This window comes from Frondihabitans sp. GW821-FHT04F02, from assembly GCF_059420045.1.
The window spans coordinates 560437-577935 of record NZ_JBWKSZ010000001.1 but is presented as its reverse complement, the minus strand read 5'-3'; the positions used below and the strand labels follow the sequence as shown (position 1 = coordinate 577935).

Here is a 17499-nt window from a genome sequence, read left to right as displayed (position 1 = left end):
ATGAGCGAATCCGTCAACCTCCCGGCACTCGGTGAGAGTGTCACCGAGGGCACGGTCACCCGCTGGTTGAAGAATGTCGGCGACCGGGTCGAGGTCGACGAGCCTCTGCTCGAAGTCTCGACCGACAAGGTCGACACCGAGATCCCGTCGCCGATCGCGGGCGTGATCGAGGAGATCCTCGTCGCCGAGGACGAGACCGTCGAGGTCGGCACCGCACTCGTCAAGATCGGCGACGGCAGCAATGCCGGCAGCACGGGCGATGCCCCTGAGGCCGAGGCTCCGGGCACCGGCCCGGCATCGACCGACGACACCCCCGCCGCGGACTCCGAGACCGAGGAGTCGTCCGAAGGGTACGAGTCGCCGTCGCCCGCCACCGAGGCTCCCGCCGAGGTCCCCTCCGATGCAGCGCCCGCCCCCGGCGAGGACGCCCCGGCCGAGGCTCCCGAGCCCGCTCCGGCCGTCGACCCGGCTCCGGCCGCCGCGGCACCCGCATCGCCGGCTCCGGTCGCCGCCGCTCCGGCACCTGCCGCTGCAGCGCCTGCTGCTCCCGCGCCTGCCACGCCCGCACCCGCTGCTCCGGCGCCCGCTGCGCCCGCAGCCCCGGCTTCGGCCGGCGGGCCCGTCGGCTACGTCACCCCTCTCGTCCGCAAGCTCGCCAACGAGAAGGGCATCGACCTGTCGACGCTCTCCGGCAGCGGCGTCGGCGGCCGTATCCGCAAGGAAGACGTCCTAGCCGCGGCCGAGGCCGCGGCGAAGGCCGCTCCGGCCGCCGCTGCTCCCGCCGCCTCGGCCCCCGCCGCTTCGTCGGCCTACGAGCCTCTGCCGGTGTCCGACCTGCGCGGCACCACGGTGCCGATGACCCGCCTCCGCAAGGTCGTCGCCCAGCGCGCCGTCGAGTCGATGCAGTCCACCGCGCAGCTCACCAGCGTGGTCGAGGTCGACGTCACCAAGGTCGCGAAGTTCCGAGATGCGGTCAAGGGCGACTTCCAGGCCAAGACCGGCAACAAGCTGTCGTTCCTGCCGTTCTTCACGCTCGCAGCGGCGGAGGCCCTGCAGGCCTACCCGAAGCTGAACGCGACCGTCGAGGGCGACTCGATCGTCTACCCCGACACCGAGAACATCAGCATGGCCGTCGACACCGAGCGCGGCCTGCTCACCCCGGTGATCAAGAACGCCGCGTCGCTCGACCTGGCCGGCCTGGCCGCGTCGATCGCCGATCTCGCCGGTCGCACCCGCGACAACAAGCTGACCCCCGACGAGCTGTCCGGCGGCACCTTCACGGTGACCAACACCGGCTCGCGCGGCGCGCTGTTCGACACCCCCGTGGTGTTCCTGCCGCAGGTGGCCATCCTCGGCACCGGCATCGTCGTCAAGAAGCCGGTCGTCGTCACGGCCGACGGCTCCGAGTCGATCGCGATCCGCTCGATGGTCTACCTGGCGCTCTCGTACGACCACCGGATCGTCGACGGCGCCGACGCCGCCCGCTTCCTCGTCGCGGTCAAGAACCGCCTCGAGGGAGGCGACTTCGCCGGGAAGCTCGGCATCTAGCTCCCCCGCAAGCCTCAGCCCAGGCTTCGCAGTCGCCAACCGGCCTCCGTCCTCGTCACGAGGAGGGAGGCCGGTTCGTCGTCCGGGCCGGTGCCGAGCTCGAAGAGGACGGCCCCGCCGTACTCCCCCGCCATCCAGGCAATGCTCGGAAAACGCGCCTCCGCCAGACGCGCAGGATCAGCCACCACCGCCAGGTCGTCGGCCAGCAGCGGCGAGTCGGCCTGGTCGACGCCCGCGACGCATGCGGCGTCGAGCGCCGTGAGGCAGTCCTCGCGGAGGCGCAGCAGCACTCGGGCGGCCGCGGTCGCGTCGTCGCCGCGGAGGAGAGCGTCGGCTGTCGTGCCTCCGGTGGAGACCGGCGGTGATGAGCGGCCGGCCGCCTCGGGGGCATCAGTGCGCCGTGCGTCGGCTCGTGCCGGGGCAGGACCGGACCGGGTGCCGGGCTCGGCGGGCGGACCCTCCGTCGCGGTCAGGACGAGGCCGCCCAAGGCGGATGCCGCCACGACCCCGGCACCGAGCCAGACCTTCGGGCGGACATCGCGCGCCGCGGCCACGGCGCGGCCGATGACGTGCGCAGCCAGACCGAATGCGTCAGCGGCCAGGCCGCCGGGCTCGCCGACGGCGGCGCGCGCCAGGTCGAGGCCCGGGACGACGCCGTCGAGGTGATGGGCGGGCGGCGCCGTGGGCGGCGCGGCGGTCGACGCCTCGGGCGGCGGTGCGGGCCGCGCCAGCGGCTCCTCCAGCGGCGCAGGATCGTCGAGGTCGAAGAGCAGCTCGATGAGGGAGTCGATGCCGGAGCCGCCGGGTCGGGTCGCGTCGCCGAGCGCCGTCCGGACGGTGCTGCGACCGCCCGGGGTCGACGACAGCACCTCGGCGACGATGCGGCGGGCCGCCCCGGCGGCACCGGCGTCCCGCGTGAGGCTGACGGCACCCCGCGGTGGTGCGGCCGAGAGGCTGACGAGCACGGGCGCCCCGCTGGCGTCCAGCAGGACGTCATCGAGCGTCAGGCCCGAGGCGAGATCGACGCGGTCGTCGAGGCCGCGCCGCTCGACGTGCAGGAGCGCGAGCAGCAGCGGGACCAGCAGCGTCACCGCCTCGCCCGCCGACAGGCGCCCGCGCGCAGCGAGGAGCCCGGACACGGGCCGCGGCTCGAGGCGCGGGAGGAGCACGGCCGGACGGCCGTCGACCTCGACGACTCCGAGGAGGGGCGCGATATGGCGGTGGTCGACCGCAGCCAGCGCAGCGGCGACGGCCAGCGCCCGGCGGCGGCCGTCGGGACCGAGGAAGACCTTGGCGACGGTCTGCGGGGCGGACGGCCAGACGAGGAGGCGGGCGCGGGGCGACTCGGCGAGCACGTGGGGCGCGACGGCCGCGGCGACGGAGGAGGACATGCCGTCGAGCCTGGCGGAGCGGGAGGGGGCCGGACGGAAGTTCCTGCGCCTGTGGATCATCGGGGACCCTGTGGACCGATCCCCGCGGTGAGGAACGCGGGCCGCGCGCAACCGAAGCCGGACCGCCACCCGGTGCGGGACCACGTATCCTAGTCAGCATGGCACGCAGCAAGTCTTCGGAGAACGCATCTTCGACCCCTGAAAAAGAGCCCGGTCGCATCAAGCAGATGTACCAGGTCTTCACCATGACCCGGCGTCACGACCCCAAGTCGATCTGGCTCATGCTGGCGTCGTTCGTGGTGCCCGTCATCGCGTTCGTCGTGCTCGCTCTCGTCGCCGGGGGCAACATCCTCGGCACGATCCTCTACATCGTCGTCGGCGTCATGCTCGGCGTGCTGCTGTTCATGCTCGTGCTCGGACGCCTCGCCGAGCGCGCCGCCTACTCGCAGATCGCCGGCCAGCCCGGAGCGGTCGGCGCCGTCTTCAAGAGCGGCCTCCGTCGCCAGTGGCGGGCGAGCGAGATGCCGGTCGCCGTCAACGGCCGCAGCCAGGCCGCCGTCTACCGCGCCATCGGCCGACCCGGCGTCGTCCTCGTGACCGAGGGCACCCGGGGCCAGACTCAGAAGATCGTCGACGAAGAGAAGCGCAAGGTCGCGCGGATCACGCCCGGCGTCCCGATCACCGTCCTCAGTGTCGGCACCGACGCCGACTCGATCCCGCTGCACAAGCTGGCTCGTCGCATGAACAAGGTCAAGAAGGCCATCGATCGCAACGAGGTGCTCGCCGTGTCGAACCGCCTCGAGTCGCTCGGCCAGAACAAGCTGCCGATCCCCAAGGGCGTCGACCCGATGCGCATGCGCTCGGGGCGTCCGCGCTGATCGCGAGTCGCGCTCGAGGCTAGATCCTGACCAGGACAGCGCCGACGGCGCGATCGTGCAGGCCCCGCTGGTCGCGGTCGTAGATGACGGCGGGGATCACCAGGCAGAGCAGGATCGTGCGGACGATGGGCCGCCACACGCCGATGTACCCGGTCGGCAGCGGCACGACCCGCATGCGGCAGGCGATATGGCCGAGACTGCCGCCGAGGGTGATGATGAACAGCATCTGCATGAGCGCGAAGACGCCGAGCGTCGCAAGCGAGTTGTAGTGGAAGAACAGCACCGAGACCAGCACGGCGATCCCCCAGTCGATCACCAGGGCGATCAGGCGTCGGCCGAACCGGCCGATCGAGCGCGGACCCGACTCGGGGAGCCCGAGGTCGTGCCCCGGATACGGCGGGCGGTCGTCGCTCGGCGGGAGTGGGGGCGGGGCGCTGCTCGACATGGGGATGAGCCTATCGATGCCCTGCGGGAGCACTCTGAGCATGGCACCCGTAACATCCCGGAAACATTCTGGTCACCGCACCGAAACCCCCCGTCAATAGCCTCATGACTGGAGGCGTCCAGCTTTCGCCCACGTTCCACGCCATTGGAGAGACTTCGCGTATGTTCAAAGATTCTTCCGAGGTGCTGAGCTTCATCAAGGACACCGACGTCAAGTTCCTTGACATCCGGTTCACCGACCTTCCCGGTGTCCAGCAGCACTTCAACATCCCCGCATCCACGGTCGACGAGGAGTTCTTCTCCGTCGGTCAGCTGTTCGATGGCTCGTCGATCCGCGGCTTCGCGTCGATCCACGAGTCCGACATGCAGCTCATCCCCGACGTGACCACGGGCTACGTCGACCCGTTCCGCGCCGAGCGCACGCTCATCCTGGTGTTCGACATCTTCAACCCGCGCAACGGCGAGCTCTACTCGCGCGACCCCCGTCAGGTCGCGAAGAAGGCCGAGCGCTACCTCGCCTCCACCGGCATCGCCGACACCGCCTTCTTCGCTCCCGAGGCCGAGTTCTACGTCTTCGACGACGTGCGCTACGACGTCAAGCAGAACGGCTCGTTCTACTCCGTCGACTCCGAAGAGGGCGCCTGGAACACCGGACGCGCCGAAGAGGGCGGAAACCTCGCGAACAAGACCGCCTACAAGGGCGGCTACTTCCCGGTCTCGCCCGTCGACAAGACGGCCGACCTCCGCGACGACATCAGCCTCAAGCTGATCGACTCCGGCCTCGAGCTCGAGCGTGCGCACCACGAGGTGGGCACGGGCGGCCAGCAGGAGATCAACTACAAGTTCGACACGATGGTCCACGCGGCCGACGACATCCTGAAGTTCAAGTACATCGTCAAGAACACCGCGGAGCAGTGGGGCAAGGTCGCGACCTTCATGCCGAAGCCGCTCTTCGGCGACAACGGCTCGGGCATGCACACGCACCAGTCGCTCTGGTCGGACGGCAAGCCGCTCTTCTACGACGAGAACGGCTACGGCGGACTCAGCGACCTCGCCCGCTGGTACATCGGCGGCCTGCTCAAGCACGCCCCCGCCGTGCTCGCGTTCACGAACCCGGCGATCAACTCGTACCACCGCCTGATCCCGGGCTTCGAGGCCCCCGTCAACCTGGTCTACTCGGCCGGCAACCGCTCGGCTGCGATCCGCATCCCGATCACGGGCACCAACCCGAAGGCCAAGCGCATCGAGTTCCGCGTCCCCGACGCCGCCTCGAACCCGTACCTCGCGTTCGCCGCCCAGCTCATGGCCGGCCTCGACGGCATTCAGAACCGCATCGAGCCGCACGAGCCCGTCGACAAGGACCTCTACGAGCTCCCCCCGGAGGAGGCCAAGAACATCCCCCAGGTCCCCGCGTCGCTCGACGCCGCTCTGCTCGCTCTCGAGGAGGACCACGAGTTCCTCACCAAGGGCAACGTCTTCACCGAAGACCTCATCGAGACCTGGATCGCGTACAAGCGCGAGAAGGAGATCCTGCCCATGGCGCAGCGTCCTCACCCGTTCGAGTTCGAGATGTACTTCGGCGTGTAGTACGCCGTCGTCTCCCCCGGAGCCCCGTCCCCGCGTTCGCGCGGGAGGCGGGGCTCCGTCGTGCGGACGGGCGGGGCTCCGTCGTGCGGAGGGGCGGGCCGGAGACGACGGCCGCTGCGGACACGCGAACGGCCCCGCCCCGAAGGGGCGAGGCCGACGCTCGAGAGGACGGGACTGGCTACGCGGGAAGCGCGGCTCCCTCGAGCACGCGGCGCTGGCGAGCGACGATGCGGCCACCGAGGGGGCGCACCTCCCAGCCGGCGGCCGACCACACCTCGGAGTCGAGGGCGTTGCGGGCGTCGAGCACGACCGGGTTGGCGGCGAGCTCGGCGAGGTGCTCCGGGTCGGCGTTGACGAAGACAGGCCACTCGGTGAGCAGCAGCACGGCGTCGGCGTCGGTGACGGCCTCGTCGAGGCTGTCGGCGAACGACAGCGTCGGGAACGAGCGCTGGGCCGTCTGCGAGGCCTCCGGGTCGACCACGAGCACCTGGGCGCCGCGCAGGTGCAGTGCGGCGGCCACGTTGAGGGCGGGCGAGTCGCGGACGTCGTCGGTGTCGGGCTTGAAGGCCGCGCCGAGAATGGCGAGCTTGCGGTTGAGCACCGATCCGCCGCAGGCGTCGATCGCCTGGTCGATGACGCGCTGGCGCTGCTGCATGTTGATCTCGTCGACCTCCTGCATCAGGCCGACGACGCGGCCCGCACCGAGCTCGTTGGCGCGCGACATCAGGGCGCGGATGTCTTTCGGGAGGCAGCCGCCGCCGAAGCCGAGCCCGGCGTTCAGGAACTTGCGGCCGATGCGGTCGTCGTGGCCGAGCGCGTCGGCGAGGACGCGGACATCGGCGCCGGCGACCTCGCACAGCTCGGAGATGGCGTTGATGAACGAGATCTTCGTGGCGAGGAACGCGTTGGCGCTCACCTTGACGAGCTCGGCGGTGGCGAGGTCGCACGAGATGACCGGCGTTCCGGTCGCGATCGGGGCCGCGTAGACCTCGCGGAGGATCGCCTCGCTCTTGGCGTCCGTGCCGCCGAAGACGATGCGGTCGGGGCGCAGGGTGTCTTCCACTGCGTGGGCCTCGCGCAGGAACTCCGGATTCCACACGACCTGGGTGTCGATGCCGGCCGGCTTGGCGTCGGCCACCAGCTTGCGGAGCCGTGCCGCGGTTCCGACCGGCACGGTGCTCTTGCCGACGATGATGCCGTCGTGGCTGAGCGACTCGGCGACGGCCTTCGTGGCGGCCTCCACGTAGGTGAGGTTCGCGGCGTGGCTGCCCCGACGCTGCGGGGTGCCCACGCAGATGAAGTGGACGTCGGCGAGCGACACGGCGTCGGCGAGGTCGCTGGTGAAGCGGAGGCGGCCCGTGCCGACGTGCTTGACGATGAGCTCGGGCAGGCCGGGCTCGAAGAACGGGACGCGGCCGGCGCTGAGCGCTTCGACCTTCGCGGGGTCGGTGTCGACGCCGATAACGTCGAATCCCATCTCGGCCATGGCGGCCGCGTGGGTGGCGCCGAGGTAGCCGGTGCCGATGACGGAGATGACGGGCTTGGGGGCGCTGTCCGCCGAGGCGGAGGGCTTCTTCGATGCGGTCATGATGGTCTCCCTGATGCGGGTACGCCGAACGTACCTGTGGTTGTGGAGCAGATGAGGGGGTGGCTGCCGCGGTGCGAGACACCGCGGCAGCCGGGTGGGGAGGCGTGGTGGGCGCCTACCCCGTGGGCTTCAGCTTGTACTGGTCCTGGACTGTGGCTATGCCGTTCGTGAAGGCCGTGATGGAGCTGCCCGAGGAGTCGATGCGCCAGTCGTTGGTGTACTGGGTGCCGTTCGTCGTCGACGTGACCGTGTGGTTGAACCAGCCGAAGCCGATGATGTCGGAGTTGACGGGGGCGTCCAGGTTCGTGAACAGGTCGGTGATCCACTTGGCCTTCTGGCCGCCGTTCTCGCTGGCTCCGATCTCGGAGAGCACGATCGGCTTGTCCGGGGCTATCGCCCGGAGCTGCGTCAGCGTGTTCTGGAACGTGTGCTGGAACGAGTAGGTCTCGGAGTTCGAATACGGCGGGCGGAGGTACCCCGACATCCCGACCCAGTCCACCTCGTCGGGACCGGGGTAGTAGTTCGCCAGGTACGCCTGCTGCGACTGAGTGGAGTTCAGGTTGTCGACCCGGTTGGGCGACCAGACCCAGACGACGTAGTCGTTGGCTCCGTTGTCGGCGAAGATCTGGTGCACGTGGTCCCACATCTGCACGAACTGGCCCTTGGAGTTGCCGTTGGTGTTCTCGCCCCAGGGGTACCAGTCGGCGTTCATCTCCTGGTCGAGGCGGATGGCGAGCGGCTGCTTGTTGGCGGCCACGGCCTTCGCGTACTTGGTCAGGTAGGCGTCGTAGTCGCCGCCGATGATCTTGGAGAGCGCGTAGTCGGGCTGCGTGTTGAGGTTGTTGGCGGCCTTGAGCGGCTGGGTCTCCCAGGTCAGGAACGGCAGCTGGCCCTTGGCCCACGAGCGCTGTACGGCATCGGCGCGGAAGTCGGAGTCGAAGCCCTGGAAGTAGCCCGACATGTTCGGGCTGACGCCGACCTTCGATGACACGTCGTCGTTCTCAGCCCAGTTGAAGGGCGACTGCTGCGTGTAGAGGCCGAAGTACTTCGAGGTGGGCTTCTTGATCGACGCGAGGCTGGGCGTGGTCGGAATGGTCGGTCCGGTCACGATGGGGCTGGTCGGCGTCGTGGTGGTGCCGCCGCTCGGCGCTCCCGGAGTGTCGCCCGTCGTCGTCGTCGGAGTCGTCGAACCCGACGAGGCCGCGTTCGACGTGCCGGAGCCCGCGGTGCCGGAGGCCGAGGATCCCGACGAGGCCATCTGCGACTTGAGGTCCTTCACCTGGCCGGCCGACTTGGAGGACGTCGCCATGGCCTTCGAGAGCTTCGTCTCGAGGGCGGTCGACTTGCCGGTCGCTGCCGCGAGCTCCGTCTTGAGCTTCGCGAGCTCGGCCGACTGGTCGTTGATCCGCGACTTCGTCGAGACGAGCTGCGTCAGCAGGTCGGCGCGGTCGTTCTTCAGCTCCATGTTCGTCGAGATGGGCTTGACGACATCGCCGACGACCTTGCGCACGACGTTGTCGGTGGGCGACATCCAGACCAGCCACGTGATGAGGGCGAGCGCGACCACGATGATCGTGGCGCCCAGCGCGCTCATCCGCGAGTTCTTCTTGCCGGTGGTCCACCAGGCGCTGCCGGCGGGCCGGCTGAGCGGGGTGATCACGGACTCTCGGTACTCAGACAATGAAGAGTGCCTCCAGGACGAGGATCGCGGTACCGATGAGGTACGGCCATCCGGCTTTCATGTTGAAGCGGCGGCGGGGTGCGGCCTTGGGGGTCGGTGCGTCCACGACCGCGGTCGTGGCGGCGCGACGGCTCTTGATCAGGACCGTGCCCGACTCGGGGTCGGCCTGCGTGCCGAAGTCGAACAGGGTGTCGACCGAGGGCTGACCGGGCACGTCGTCGAACTGGGCCTCGAGGGCGTCGATGGGCGTGACCATGGTCTCCTCGCGACGCTCCACCTCGGCGGCCACCTCCTCGGTGACCTCGCCGCCGCTGTAGGCACCGGCTCGGGTCCCCCAGCCGGCCGAATGGCCCATGCGGAAAAAGCCGATGATGCGGATGGGCATCAGGAAGAACGTCGACACGATGATGAAGACCGGAAGCCGGATGAAGTCGCCCGGCTTCTCGCTGAGGTGGCGCATCTGGCGGATCGCCATGCTGAGGACCGACGAGAGGACCATCAGGGCGACGATCGCCAGGATGCCTGCCCGGAAGCCGTACTCGTGCAGGATCCCCGTGTAGAGGTTGATTCCCTGACCGGTGATGCCGTTGTAGATCCAGCCGCCGACGACGCCGAGGAGCACGAACGGGAGCACGATGTCCATCGCGAAGAAGAACGCGAGCATCGGCGCGTGGCCGAGCATCCAGGGCATCATGCGCAGCGTGTTGTACTGGCTGCCGCGAGCCCAGCGGAGCTGCTGCTTGAAGAGCTTCTTGATCTTCAGCGGGGCGTCCGTGTAGACGAGGCTCGTGTACTGGTACACGGTGCGGTAGCCCTCTTTGAGAGTGAGGTTCGTGAGCGTGCGGTCGTCGCTGACCTCGAGGAAGACGCCCATGAACTTCTCGGTCATGAACTTGTCCATGACGCGGACGAGGATGTCGCGACGGAACGCGATCGTGCGGCCCGGGAGGCAGCCGATCTGGCCGAGCACGCTCTGAGCGGGCATGGAGTACAGCGCGCGGCTGTTCTCGAGCCAGTCGGCCCAGCGGGTGATCCAGCTGCGCTCGGGCTCCAGGATGCGCTGACGCGTCGTGACGCCGCCGATGTTCGCCTCGGCGAACGGCTTGAGGAGCTCCTCGAGCGTGCCGGGAGTCCAGACGGTGTCGGAGTCGACCAGCACCGTGATGTCGCCCTTGGACAGCTCCGTGCCGATCATGACGGCGTTGCGCTTGCCCGGGATCGGCGTGTGCGTCCAGGTGACGAGGGGCGCGAACTCCTCGCAGATGGCCTGCAGCGTCGGGTTGGGCTTGCCGTTGATGACGACGATGATCTCGTCGGGACCCTGCTCGACCATGCGGCCGATGACGTCCCTGAAGAGGTCCTCTGGCTCGTCCACCACGGGGACCACGACACTGGCGGTGCCGGTGAAGTGCCCGGTGAACGGACGGTAGTTCCGGGAGATCACCACTTTGATGATCCACATGACCCAGATCATGATCGAGTAGACCGAGAACAGGTACACCTCGGGGTGTCCCTGGATCTCGTGTCGGATTTGAAGAATGAACGTCAGCACGGTGCCGCCTGCATGTACTCGGTGGGGGTGGCTTCCGCGTCATCGGGGAATCGGTCGTTCGGGTGACTCAATTTCTAGCCCAATCGATACGGGGCTACAAGCGGTCCGCACGGAGCGAGCGGCCCTCGCCGATCGGGGTACGTCGGAGTCCCCGGTTTCGTGTCGTGCGAAATGCCGACACGAGACACGCCCGACACTCTCTGCCGATTCGTGTCCCCCGTTTGCGAGGTCCGCGGAGTCGCCGAGCCATCCTCAGCATCGCGTGCAGGCCAGTAGGCGCTTGGGCAGGGGCCTCGACTCGACAGCGGCTCCGCCATGACCCCCATTCGGTTGGCCCCCGTCGGCGGCACTCGTCCTGCCGATGATCGGGGGACACGCCCTCGTAACCTGACCGTCACATTCTGCGGGGTACAACGCTCGATTCCGGGGTACAGCTCAAGTTTTTCGCCGGGCTGTCGACGAGCAGCGCATCCCGGGCGTGTCGCAGGGACGCTTGGGCCTGCGGGGGCGTGTCAGACGCTCGGCTCAGGCGACTTCTCGAGCCCGTAGAAACCGGCCTCGAACACGTGGCGCGCACGACGGGTCACGGCGAGGTAGTCCTCTTCGAGCTGGCTGGCCGAGTTCGGCGGGTACTCCAGGAGACGGGCGACGGCCTCGAGCTGACGGCGGTCGGCCGGGAGGCTGTCGCTCGTGCGCCCCGTCCACAGCATGACCGCCGAGCGGGCCCGCGAGGCGATGACCCAGGCGTCGCGGAGCCGGTCGGCATCGCGCACCGTCACGAGCCCCGCCTCCACCGAGGCCGCGAGGGCGTCGAGCGTGGACGGCGTGCGGAGGCCCGGCGTGGTGGCGGCGTTCTGCAGCTGCAGCAGCTGCACGAACCACTCGACGTCGCTGAGCGAGCCGCGCCCGAGCTTGAGGTGACGGGTCGGGTCGGCCGCCTTGGGAAGGCGCTCCGACTCGACGCGGGCCTTGAGGCGCTTCACCTCGCGGACGTCCTGCTCGGACAGCCGCGCCGGGTACCGCACCGTGTCGGCCAGCGACTCGAAGTCGGCCAGCAGCCCGGCGTCGCCGACGGCACCGCGCGCCCGCAGCAGCGCCTGGGCCTCCCACGTGAGCGCCCAACGGCCGTAGTAGGCGGCGTACGAGTCGAGGGAGCGCACGACGGGGCCGTTCTTGCCCTCGGGGCGGAGCCCGGCGTCGAGGTCGAGGGGCATCTGCGGGTCGTCGGTGCGGCGGTGGAGGTCGGCCACGATGGCCACCGCCCGCGCCTGAGCGGTCGTGTCGGCGGGGTCGAGGCTGCGGTAGACGTAGAGCACGTCGGCGTCGCTGCCGAACCCGAGTTCCTGCCCCCCGTACCGGCCCAGGGCGATGACGGCGAACTCGAGACCGTCGGCCCGGCCGCCGCGGCGCGCCAGGTCGAGGGCTCCCCCGATGGCGGCCGTCATGATGTCCGACAGGCCGCGGCCGATCTCGTCGATGGAGATCACGCCGACGATGCCCCCGAGGGCCAGGCGCAGGATCTCGCGGCGCCGTGCCATCCGAAGCACCTGGGCGGCCTGGTCGTCGCCCTCGTGCCGTGCGACCGTCGCGTTCGCCTCGGCCCGGAGCTCGTCGAGGGTTCGCGGACGCAGGTCGTCGTCGGACTCCAGCCAGCCCGCAGCCTCCGGGATGCGCTCGAGGTGGTCGGCGACGAAGCGCGAGCTCGACAGCACGGTCGTGAGCCGCTGGGCGGCGCCCGACGAGTCGCGGAGCATGCGCAGGAACCAGTAGGTCTCACCCAGCCCGTCGCTCAGGCGGCGGAAGGCCAGCAGGCCGAGGTCGGGGTCGGTGCCGTCGGCGAACCACTGCAGCATGGCCGGGAGCAGATGCTGCTGGATGCTCGCGCGGCGCGAGACGCCAGCCGTCATCGCCGCGATGTGGGCGAGCGCGCCCTTGGGGTCGCGGAAGCCGATCGCCTGCAGGCGGGCGACGGCCGAGCCGGTGCTCAGCGAGAGCTCCTCCTCGGGGCGGCGGGCCACGGCTGACAGCAGCGGCCGGTAGAACAGGCGCTCGTGGAGCCGGCGCACCCGGCGGCGGATGCCGTGCCAGTGCTCGCGGAGCTCCTCGGCGCTCGGGGCGAGCCCGGTCGCCCTCGCCAGCACGCGCAGGTCGTCTTCACCGCGCGGCATCAGGTGGGTGCGGCGCATGCGCGACAGCTGGATCCGGTGCTCGAGCAGACGCAGCTCGCGGTAGTCGCGGTCGAACTCGGCCGCCTCGGCGCGGCCGACGTACCCCGCGATCGCCAGGGCGCCGAGCGCCCCGAGCGTGGAGCGCTGGCGGATGTCGGGGTCGCCCTGGCCGTGCACGAGCTGCAGCAGCTGGATCGTGAACTCGATGTCGCGGAGGCCCCCGGGCCCGAGCTTCAGCTGCACGTCGACCTCGGCGGGCGGGATGTGCGACAGCACACGCTCCCGCATCCGCTGCGTGGACTCGACGAAGTTCTCGGTCGAGGCCACGCGCCACACCATCGGCGCGAGCTTCTCGACGTACTCGCCGCCGAGGGCGAGGTCTCCGGCGATCGGACGGGCCTTCAGGAGGGCCTGGAACTCCCACGGCTTCGCCCAGCGCTCGTAGTAGGCGACGTGCGAGGCGAGCGTGCGCACCAGCGCGCCGTTCTTGCCCTCGGGGCGCAGGTTGGCGTCGACCTCCCAGAGCGGCTCCTCCGGCGCGAGGTCGGAGAGCGTGCGCGTCGTGTGCACGGCCAGCCGCGTCGCGATCTGCACGGCTCGCTCGGCGTCGAGGCCGTCGGCGGCGTCGGCGACGAAGATGACGTCGACGTCGCTGATGTAGTTCAGCTCGCGGGCGCCCGCCTTGCCCATGGCGATGATGGCCAGCCGGGTGCGTCCGATCTCGTGCTCGGGAAACGACACCTCACGGCGCGCGACATCGAGAGCCGCCTCGAGAGCGGCCCCCGCCAGGTCGGCCAGCGCGGCCGCCACGACGTCGAGGCCGGCGACCGGGTCGTAGAGCGACAGGTCGAACGCGGTCAGCGAGACCAGGTGCTCGCGGTAGGCCACGCGCAGGGCCGTCCGGGCGTCGTCGCCGGTCAGGCCGGCGACGGCCGCCAGGAGGTCGCGCTCGTAGTCGTCCTGGTGCGGGACCGTCCAGGTCTTGCGCAGCAGGCTCCGCAGCGAGGCGGGGCGCCGGCACAGGAAGTCGGCCAGCCCCTCCGAGGCGCCCAGCACGAGCATCAGCCGGTCGCCGGGGCGCTCCTCGCTCGCCGTCGGGCTCGGCAGGGACTCCGCGCGCAGGAACTCGCCCACCGCCTCCGGAGCCCGCTCGATCAGGCGGCTGAGCCTCTGCAGCCCGCCGTCGGGGTCGGGGCTCTGCGACAGCGCGCGCACGAACTCGGCAACCTGCGGCTCGACGTCGATGAGAGCGTCGAGCAGGTCGCGGCTCACCCGGAGGTCGGCGAACCCCGCCCGTGCCAGATCGGTGAGAGCGGTCGCAGATCGGGGCACGGGAGGTCTCGCAGGGGTGCGGCTGCTAGAGCATCTCGAGGTTGGAGCGGAGCTCGAACGGCGTCACCTGAGCTCGGTAGTCTTTCCACTCCTGGCGCTTGTTCTTGAGCACGTAGTTGAAGACGTGCTCGCCCAGCGTCTCAGCGACGAGCTCGCTGTCTTCCATGAGCGACAGGGCGTGGTCGAGGCTGGCGGGCAGCTGGTTGTAGCCCAGGGCGCGGCGCTCGGCGTCGGAGAGGCTCCACACGTTGTCCTCCGCCTCGGCGGGGAGCTCGTAGCCCTCCTCGATGCCCTTGAGGCCGGCGGCGAGGAGCAGCGAGAACGCGAGGTACGGGTTGGCCGCGGAGTCGATCGCGCGGTACTCGACGCGGCTCGACTGGCCCTTGTTGGGCTTGTACAGCGGAACGCGCACGAGGGCGGACCGGTTGTTGTGACCCCAGGTGACGAAGCTCGGAGCCTCGTCGCCGCCCCAGAGGCGCTTGTAGCTGTTCACGAACTGGTTCGTGACGGCGGTGATCTCGGGCGCGTGGCGCAGGAGCCCCGCGATGAACTGGCGGCCGATCTTCGACAGCTGGTACTCGGCGCCGGCCTCGTAGAACGCGTTGGCGTCGCCCTCGAAGAGCGAGAGGTGCGTGTGCATGCCGGAGCCCGGGTGGCCCTGGAGGGGCTTGGGCATGAAGGTCGCGTACACGCCCTGCTCGATCGCCACCTCCTTCACCACGGTGCGGAAGGTCATGATGTTGTCGGCCATCGTCAGCGCATCGGCGTACCGCAGGTCGATCTCGTTCTGGCCGGGGCCCGCCTCGTGGTGGCTGAACTCGACCGAGATGCCGAGGTCTTCGAGCATGCGGACCGAGCGGCGGCGGAAGTCGTGGGCGGTGCCGCCGGGGACGTTGTCGAAGTAGCCGGCCTGGTCGACGGGCTCGGGGCCCTCGGGGCCGACCTTCGACGACTTGAGCAGGTAGAACTCGACCTCGGGGTGCGTGTAGAACGTGAAGCCGCGGTCGCCGGCGCGGGCCAGCGTGCGCTTGAGGACGTTGCGCGGGTCGGAGACGCCGGGCGCGCCGTCGGGCGTCGCGATGTCGCAGAACATCCGGGCGGTGGGGTCTTCGGTACCGCGCCACGGGAGGATCTGGAACGTGGTGGGGTCGGGGTGCACCAGCACGTCGGCCTCGTAGGAGCGGGTGAGGCCCTCGATGGCCGAGCCGTCGATGCCGACGCCCTCGGCGAATGCGCCCTCGACCTCGGCGGGCGCGATGGCCACCGATTTCAGGGTCCCGATCACGTCGGTGAACCAGAGTCGGATGAACTTGATGCCCCGCTCTTCGATGGTGCGAAGAACGAAGTCCGTCTGCTTGTCCATTCAGGCCTTTCTGCGTGTGCCGACCGGGCGGCGAAGCGCCATCAGTAGGCTAGTGGACATGCCCCGACTCCGCTTGGCGCTCGCTCAGACAAACCCCACCGTGGGCGATCTGGCGGGCAACGCAGACCAGATCGTCGCCGCCGCGAAAGCAGCCCGAGAGGCCGGCGCCGACCTCGTCGCCGCCGGCGAGATGAGCCTCACCGGCTATCCGATCGAAGACCTCGCCTCCCGCCCCAGCTTCCTCCAGGCCTCGCGTCACGCGGTCGAGAAGCTCGCGGAGCGTCTCGAGGCCGAGGGCCTCGGCGATCTCGCCGTGATCGTCGGGCACCCCGACGGGCCGTTCGAGCCGAGGCTGCTCGACACCTCCAACGCGCCGACCGCCATCGCGAAGAACTGCGCGAGCGTGCTGCAGGGCGGGCGTGTCGTGACCACCACGGCGAAGTACCACCTGCCCAACTACTCGGTCTTCGACGAGTACCGCGTCTTCATCCCTGGCGACGAGCTGCTCGTCGTGCGGGTCAGGGGCATCGACGTCGCGGTCATCATCTGCGAAGACCTCTGGCGCGACGGCGGCCCGGTCGCCCGCGTCATGGAGGCGGGCGCGGGCGTTCTGCTCGTCGTCAACGCCAGCCCGTGGATCGCCGACAAAGACGAGGTGCGCCTGCCCCTGGTACAGCACCGCGCGACCGAGAACGACACGTTCGTCGCCTACGTGAACATCGTCGGCGGCCAGGACGACCTCCTGTTCGACGGCGACAGCGTCGTCGTCGACGGTGCCGGCACGATCGTGGGGCGTGCCCCGCAGTGGCGTGAGCACCTGCTCGTCGTCGACCTCGATCCCGAGCACTCGACCGGCCGCACCATGCCCGCCGGCATCCGTCGCGTCGACGTCGAGACCCCGGCCTTCGGCCAGCTCGACCCCATCGCTCCCGACGTCGCCGAGCTGCCCGACGACCGCCAGCAGCTCTGGGACGGCCTGGTCACCGGCCTCCGCGACTACGTGCAGAAGAACGGATTCAGATCGGTCATCCTCGGACTCTCGGGTGGCATCGACTCGGCCGTCTGCGCCGCCATCGCGGCCGATGCGCTCGGCGGCGACCGGGTCTACGGCGTGTCCATGCCCTCGCAATGGTCGTCCGACCACTCGCGCAGCGACGCCGACGATGTAGCCGAGCGCATCGGCGTGAAGTACTCGGTCGAGCCGATCAGAGACCTGGTCGAGCCGTTCGAGCGTCAACTGAAGCTGACGGGACTCGCCGCCGAGAACGTGCAGGCGCGGGCCCGGGCACTCATCTTGATGGGGCTGTCCAACCTCGACGGCCACCTGGTGCTCACGACGGGAAACAAGACCGAGCTGTCGGTCGGCTACTCGACCATCTACGGCGACTCGGTCGGCGGCTTCGCTCCGATCAAGGATGTCCCGAAGACCATGGTCTGGGAGCTCGCCCGCTGGCGCAACGAGTTCGCCGAGGAGCAGGGCCTGCGCGGCCCGATCCCCGAGAACTCGATCACCAAGCCGCCGTCGGCCGAGCTGCGCCCCGGACAGGTCGACCAGGACACCCTGCCGCCGTACGAGATCCTCGACGGGATCCTCGACGCGTACATCACGAAGGCGCTCGGTGCCGACGACGTCGTGGCCCTCGGCTACGACGCCGAGGTGGTGGCCGAGGTGACCAAGCTCGTCGACCGCTCGGAGTGGAAGCGCCGCCAGGGCGCGATCGGGCCGAAGATCTCGGGCATGGCGTTCGGTCGCGACCGGCGCCTGCCGATCACGTACCGCCCGACCGTCCTCTAGCGGTCTTCGGCCTCTTCGGCGGCCCATCGGTCGCTGTTCGCCTTGATCTGGGCGAGGGCGTGCTCAGCTTCTTCGCGGGTCGCGTACGGGCCGGCGCGGTCGACAGCGGGAGACACCATGCCCTCCTCGACCTGGTGCGTCTTCGTGTTGAACCAGAATTCTTCAGCCATGC

At 69.8% G+C, this 17499-nt stretch carries 12 protein-coding genes; 4 read left to right on the top strand and 8 right to left on the bottom strand.

All coding sequences use genetic code 11. The annotated features are described in order from the left end of the window. Complete coding sequence (gene sucB, locus AC07TY_RS02720; RefSeq protein ID WP_494784265.1) at window positions 1–1548, top strand: 2-oxoglutarate dehydrogenase, E2 component, dihydrolipoamide succinyltransferase; 1548 nt, start codon at window positions 1–3, stop codon at window positions 1546–1548. 14 nt (window positions 1549–1562) lie between these two features. Here the strand turns inward: sucB and AC07TY_RS02715 are convergent, their stop codons facing one another. Further along, on the bottom strand, window positions 1563–2939 hold the full coding sequence (locus tag AC07TY_RS02715) for a hypothetical protein (protein WP_494784264.1): 1377 nt from the start codon (window positions 2937–2939) through the stop codon (window positions 1563–1565). A 158-nt stretch (window positions 2940–3097) separates the two neighbouring features. Here AC07TY_RS02715 and AC07TY_RS02710 point away from each other — a divergent pair, with 158 nt between their 5' ends. Further along, window positions 3098–3817 carry a DUF4191 domain-containing protein gene (locus AC07TY_RS02710; RefSeq protein WP_123504682.1) on the top strand — a complete coding sequence of 240 codons (720 nt, stop codon included), beginning with the start codon at window positions 3098–3100 and terminating at the stop codon, window positions 3815–3817. A gap of 19 nt (window positions 3818–3836) precedes the next feature. Here the strand turns inward: AC07TY_RS02710 and AC07TY_RS02705 are convergent, their stop codons facing one another. After that, the gene (locus tag AC07TY_RS02705; RefSeq protein WP_123505163.1) at window positions 3837–4262 is read right to left on the bottom strand and encodes an RDD family protein; all 426 of its coding nucleotides are present in this window, start codon (window positions 4260–4262) and stop codon (window positions 3837–3839) included. Between the two features lie 161 nt (window positions 4263–4423). On the opposite strand from AC07TY_RS02705, the gene glnA reads away from it, so the two are divergent. Further along, window positions 4424–5848, top strand: coding sequence for a type I glutamate--ammonia ligase (gene glnA, locus AC07TY_RS02700; RefSeq protein WP_123504683.1), 1425 nt, complete (start codon window positions 4424–4426; stop codon window positions 5846–5848). A 178-nt stretch (window positions 5849–6026) separates the two neighbouring features. On the opposite strand, the gene AC07TY_RS02695 is transcribed toward glnA, so the two are convergent. The 5 genes from AC07TY_RS02695 to AC07TY_RS02675 form a co-directional block, all read right to left on the bottom strand. Next, window positions 6027–7436, bottom strand: a complete 1410-nt coding sequence (locus tag AC07TY_RS02695) for a UDP-glucose dehydrogenase family protein (protein WP_123504684.1) — start codon at window positions 7434–7436, stop codon at window positions 6027–6029. A gap of 115 nt (window positions 7437–7551) precedes the next feature. Beyond that, window positions 7552–9096, bottom strand: coding sequence for a glycosyl hydrolase (locus AC07TY_RS02690; protein WP_494784263.1), 1545 nt, complete (start codon window positions 9094–9096; stop codon window positions 7552–7554). A 13-nt stretch (window positions 9097–9109) separates the two neighbouring features. Next, window positions 9110–10669 carry a glycosyltransferase gene (locus tag AC07TY_RS02685; protein ID WP_123504686.1) on the bottom strand — a complete coding sequence of 520 codons (1560 nt, stop codon included), beginning with the start codon at window positions 10667–10669 and terminating at the stop codon, window positions 9110–9112. 512 nt (window positions 10670–11181) lie between these two features. Next, window positions 11182–14169 (bottom strand): bifunctional [glutamine synthetase] adenylyltransferase/[glutamine synthetase]-adenylyl-L-tyrosine phosphorylase, encoded by a 2988-nt coding sequence (locus AC07TY_RS02680; protein WP_494784262.1) that lies wholly within the window; start codon window positions 14167–14169, stop codon window positions 11182–11184. 25 nt (window positions 14170–14194) lie between these two features. Next, window positions 14195–15532 (bottom strand): glutamine synthetase family protein, encoded by a 1338-nt coding sequence (locus AC07TY_RS02675; protein WP_488626337.1) that lies wholly within the window; start codon window positions 15530–15532, stop codon window positions 14195–14197. A gap of 58 nt (window positions 15533–15590) precedes the next feature. On the opposite strand from AC07TY_RS02675, the gene AC07TY_RS02670 reads away from it, so the two are divergent. After that, a complete protein-coding gene (locus AC07TY_RS02670; RefSeq protein ID WP_494784261.1) occupies window positions 15591–17327 on the top strand; it encodes an NAD+ synthase in 1737 nt (578 codons plus the stop codon). On the opposite strand, the gene AC07TY_RS02665 is transcribed toward AC07TY_RS02670, so the two are convergent. Further along, window positions 17324–17497, bottom strand: a complete 174-nt coding sequence (locus AC07TY_RS02665; protein WP_123504690.1) for an SPOR domain-containing protein — start codon at window positions 17495–17497, stop codon at window positions 17324–17326. The two genes, AC07TY_RS02670 and AC07TY_RS02665, sit on opposite strands and share 4 nt — an antisense overlap. Window positions 17498–17499: the final 2 nt, after the last annotated feature.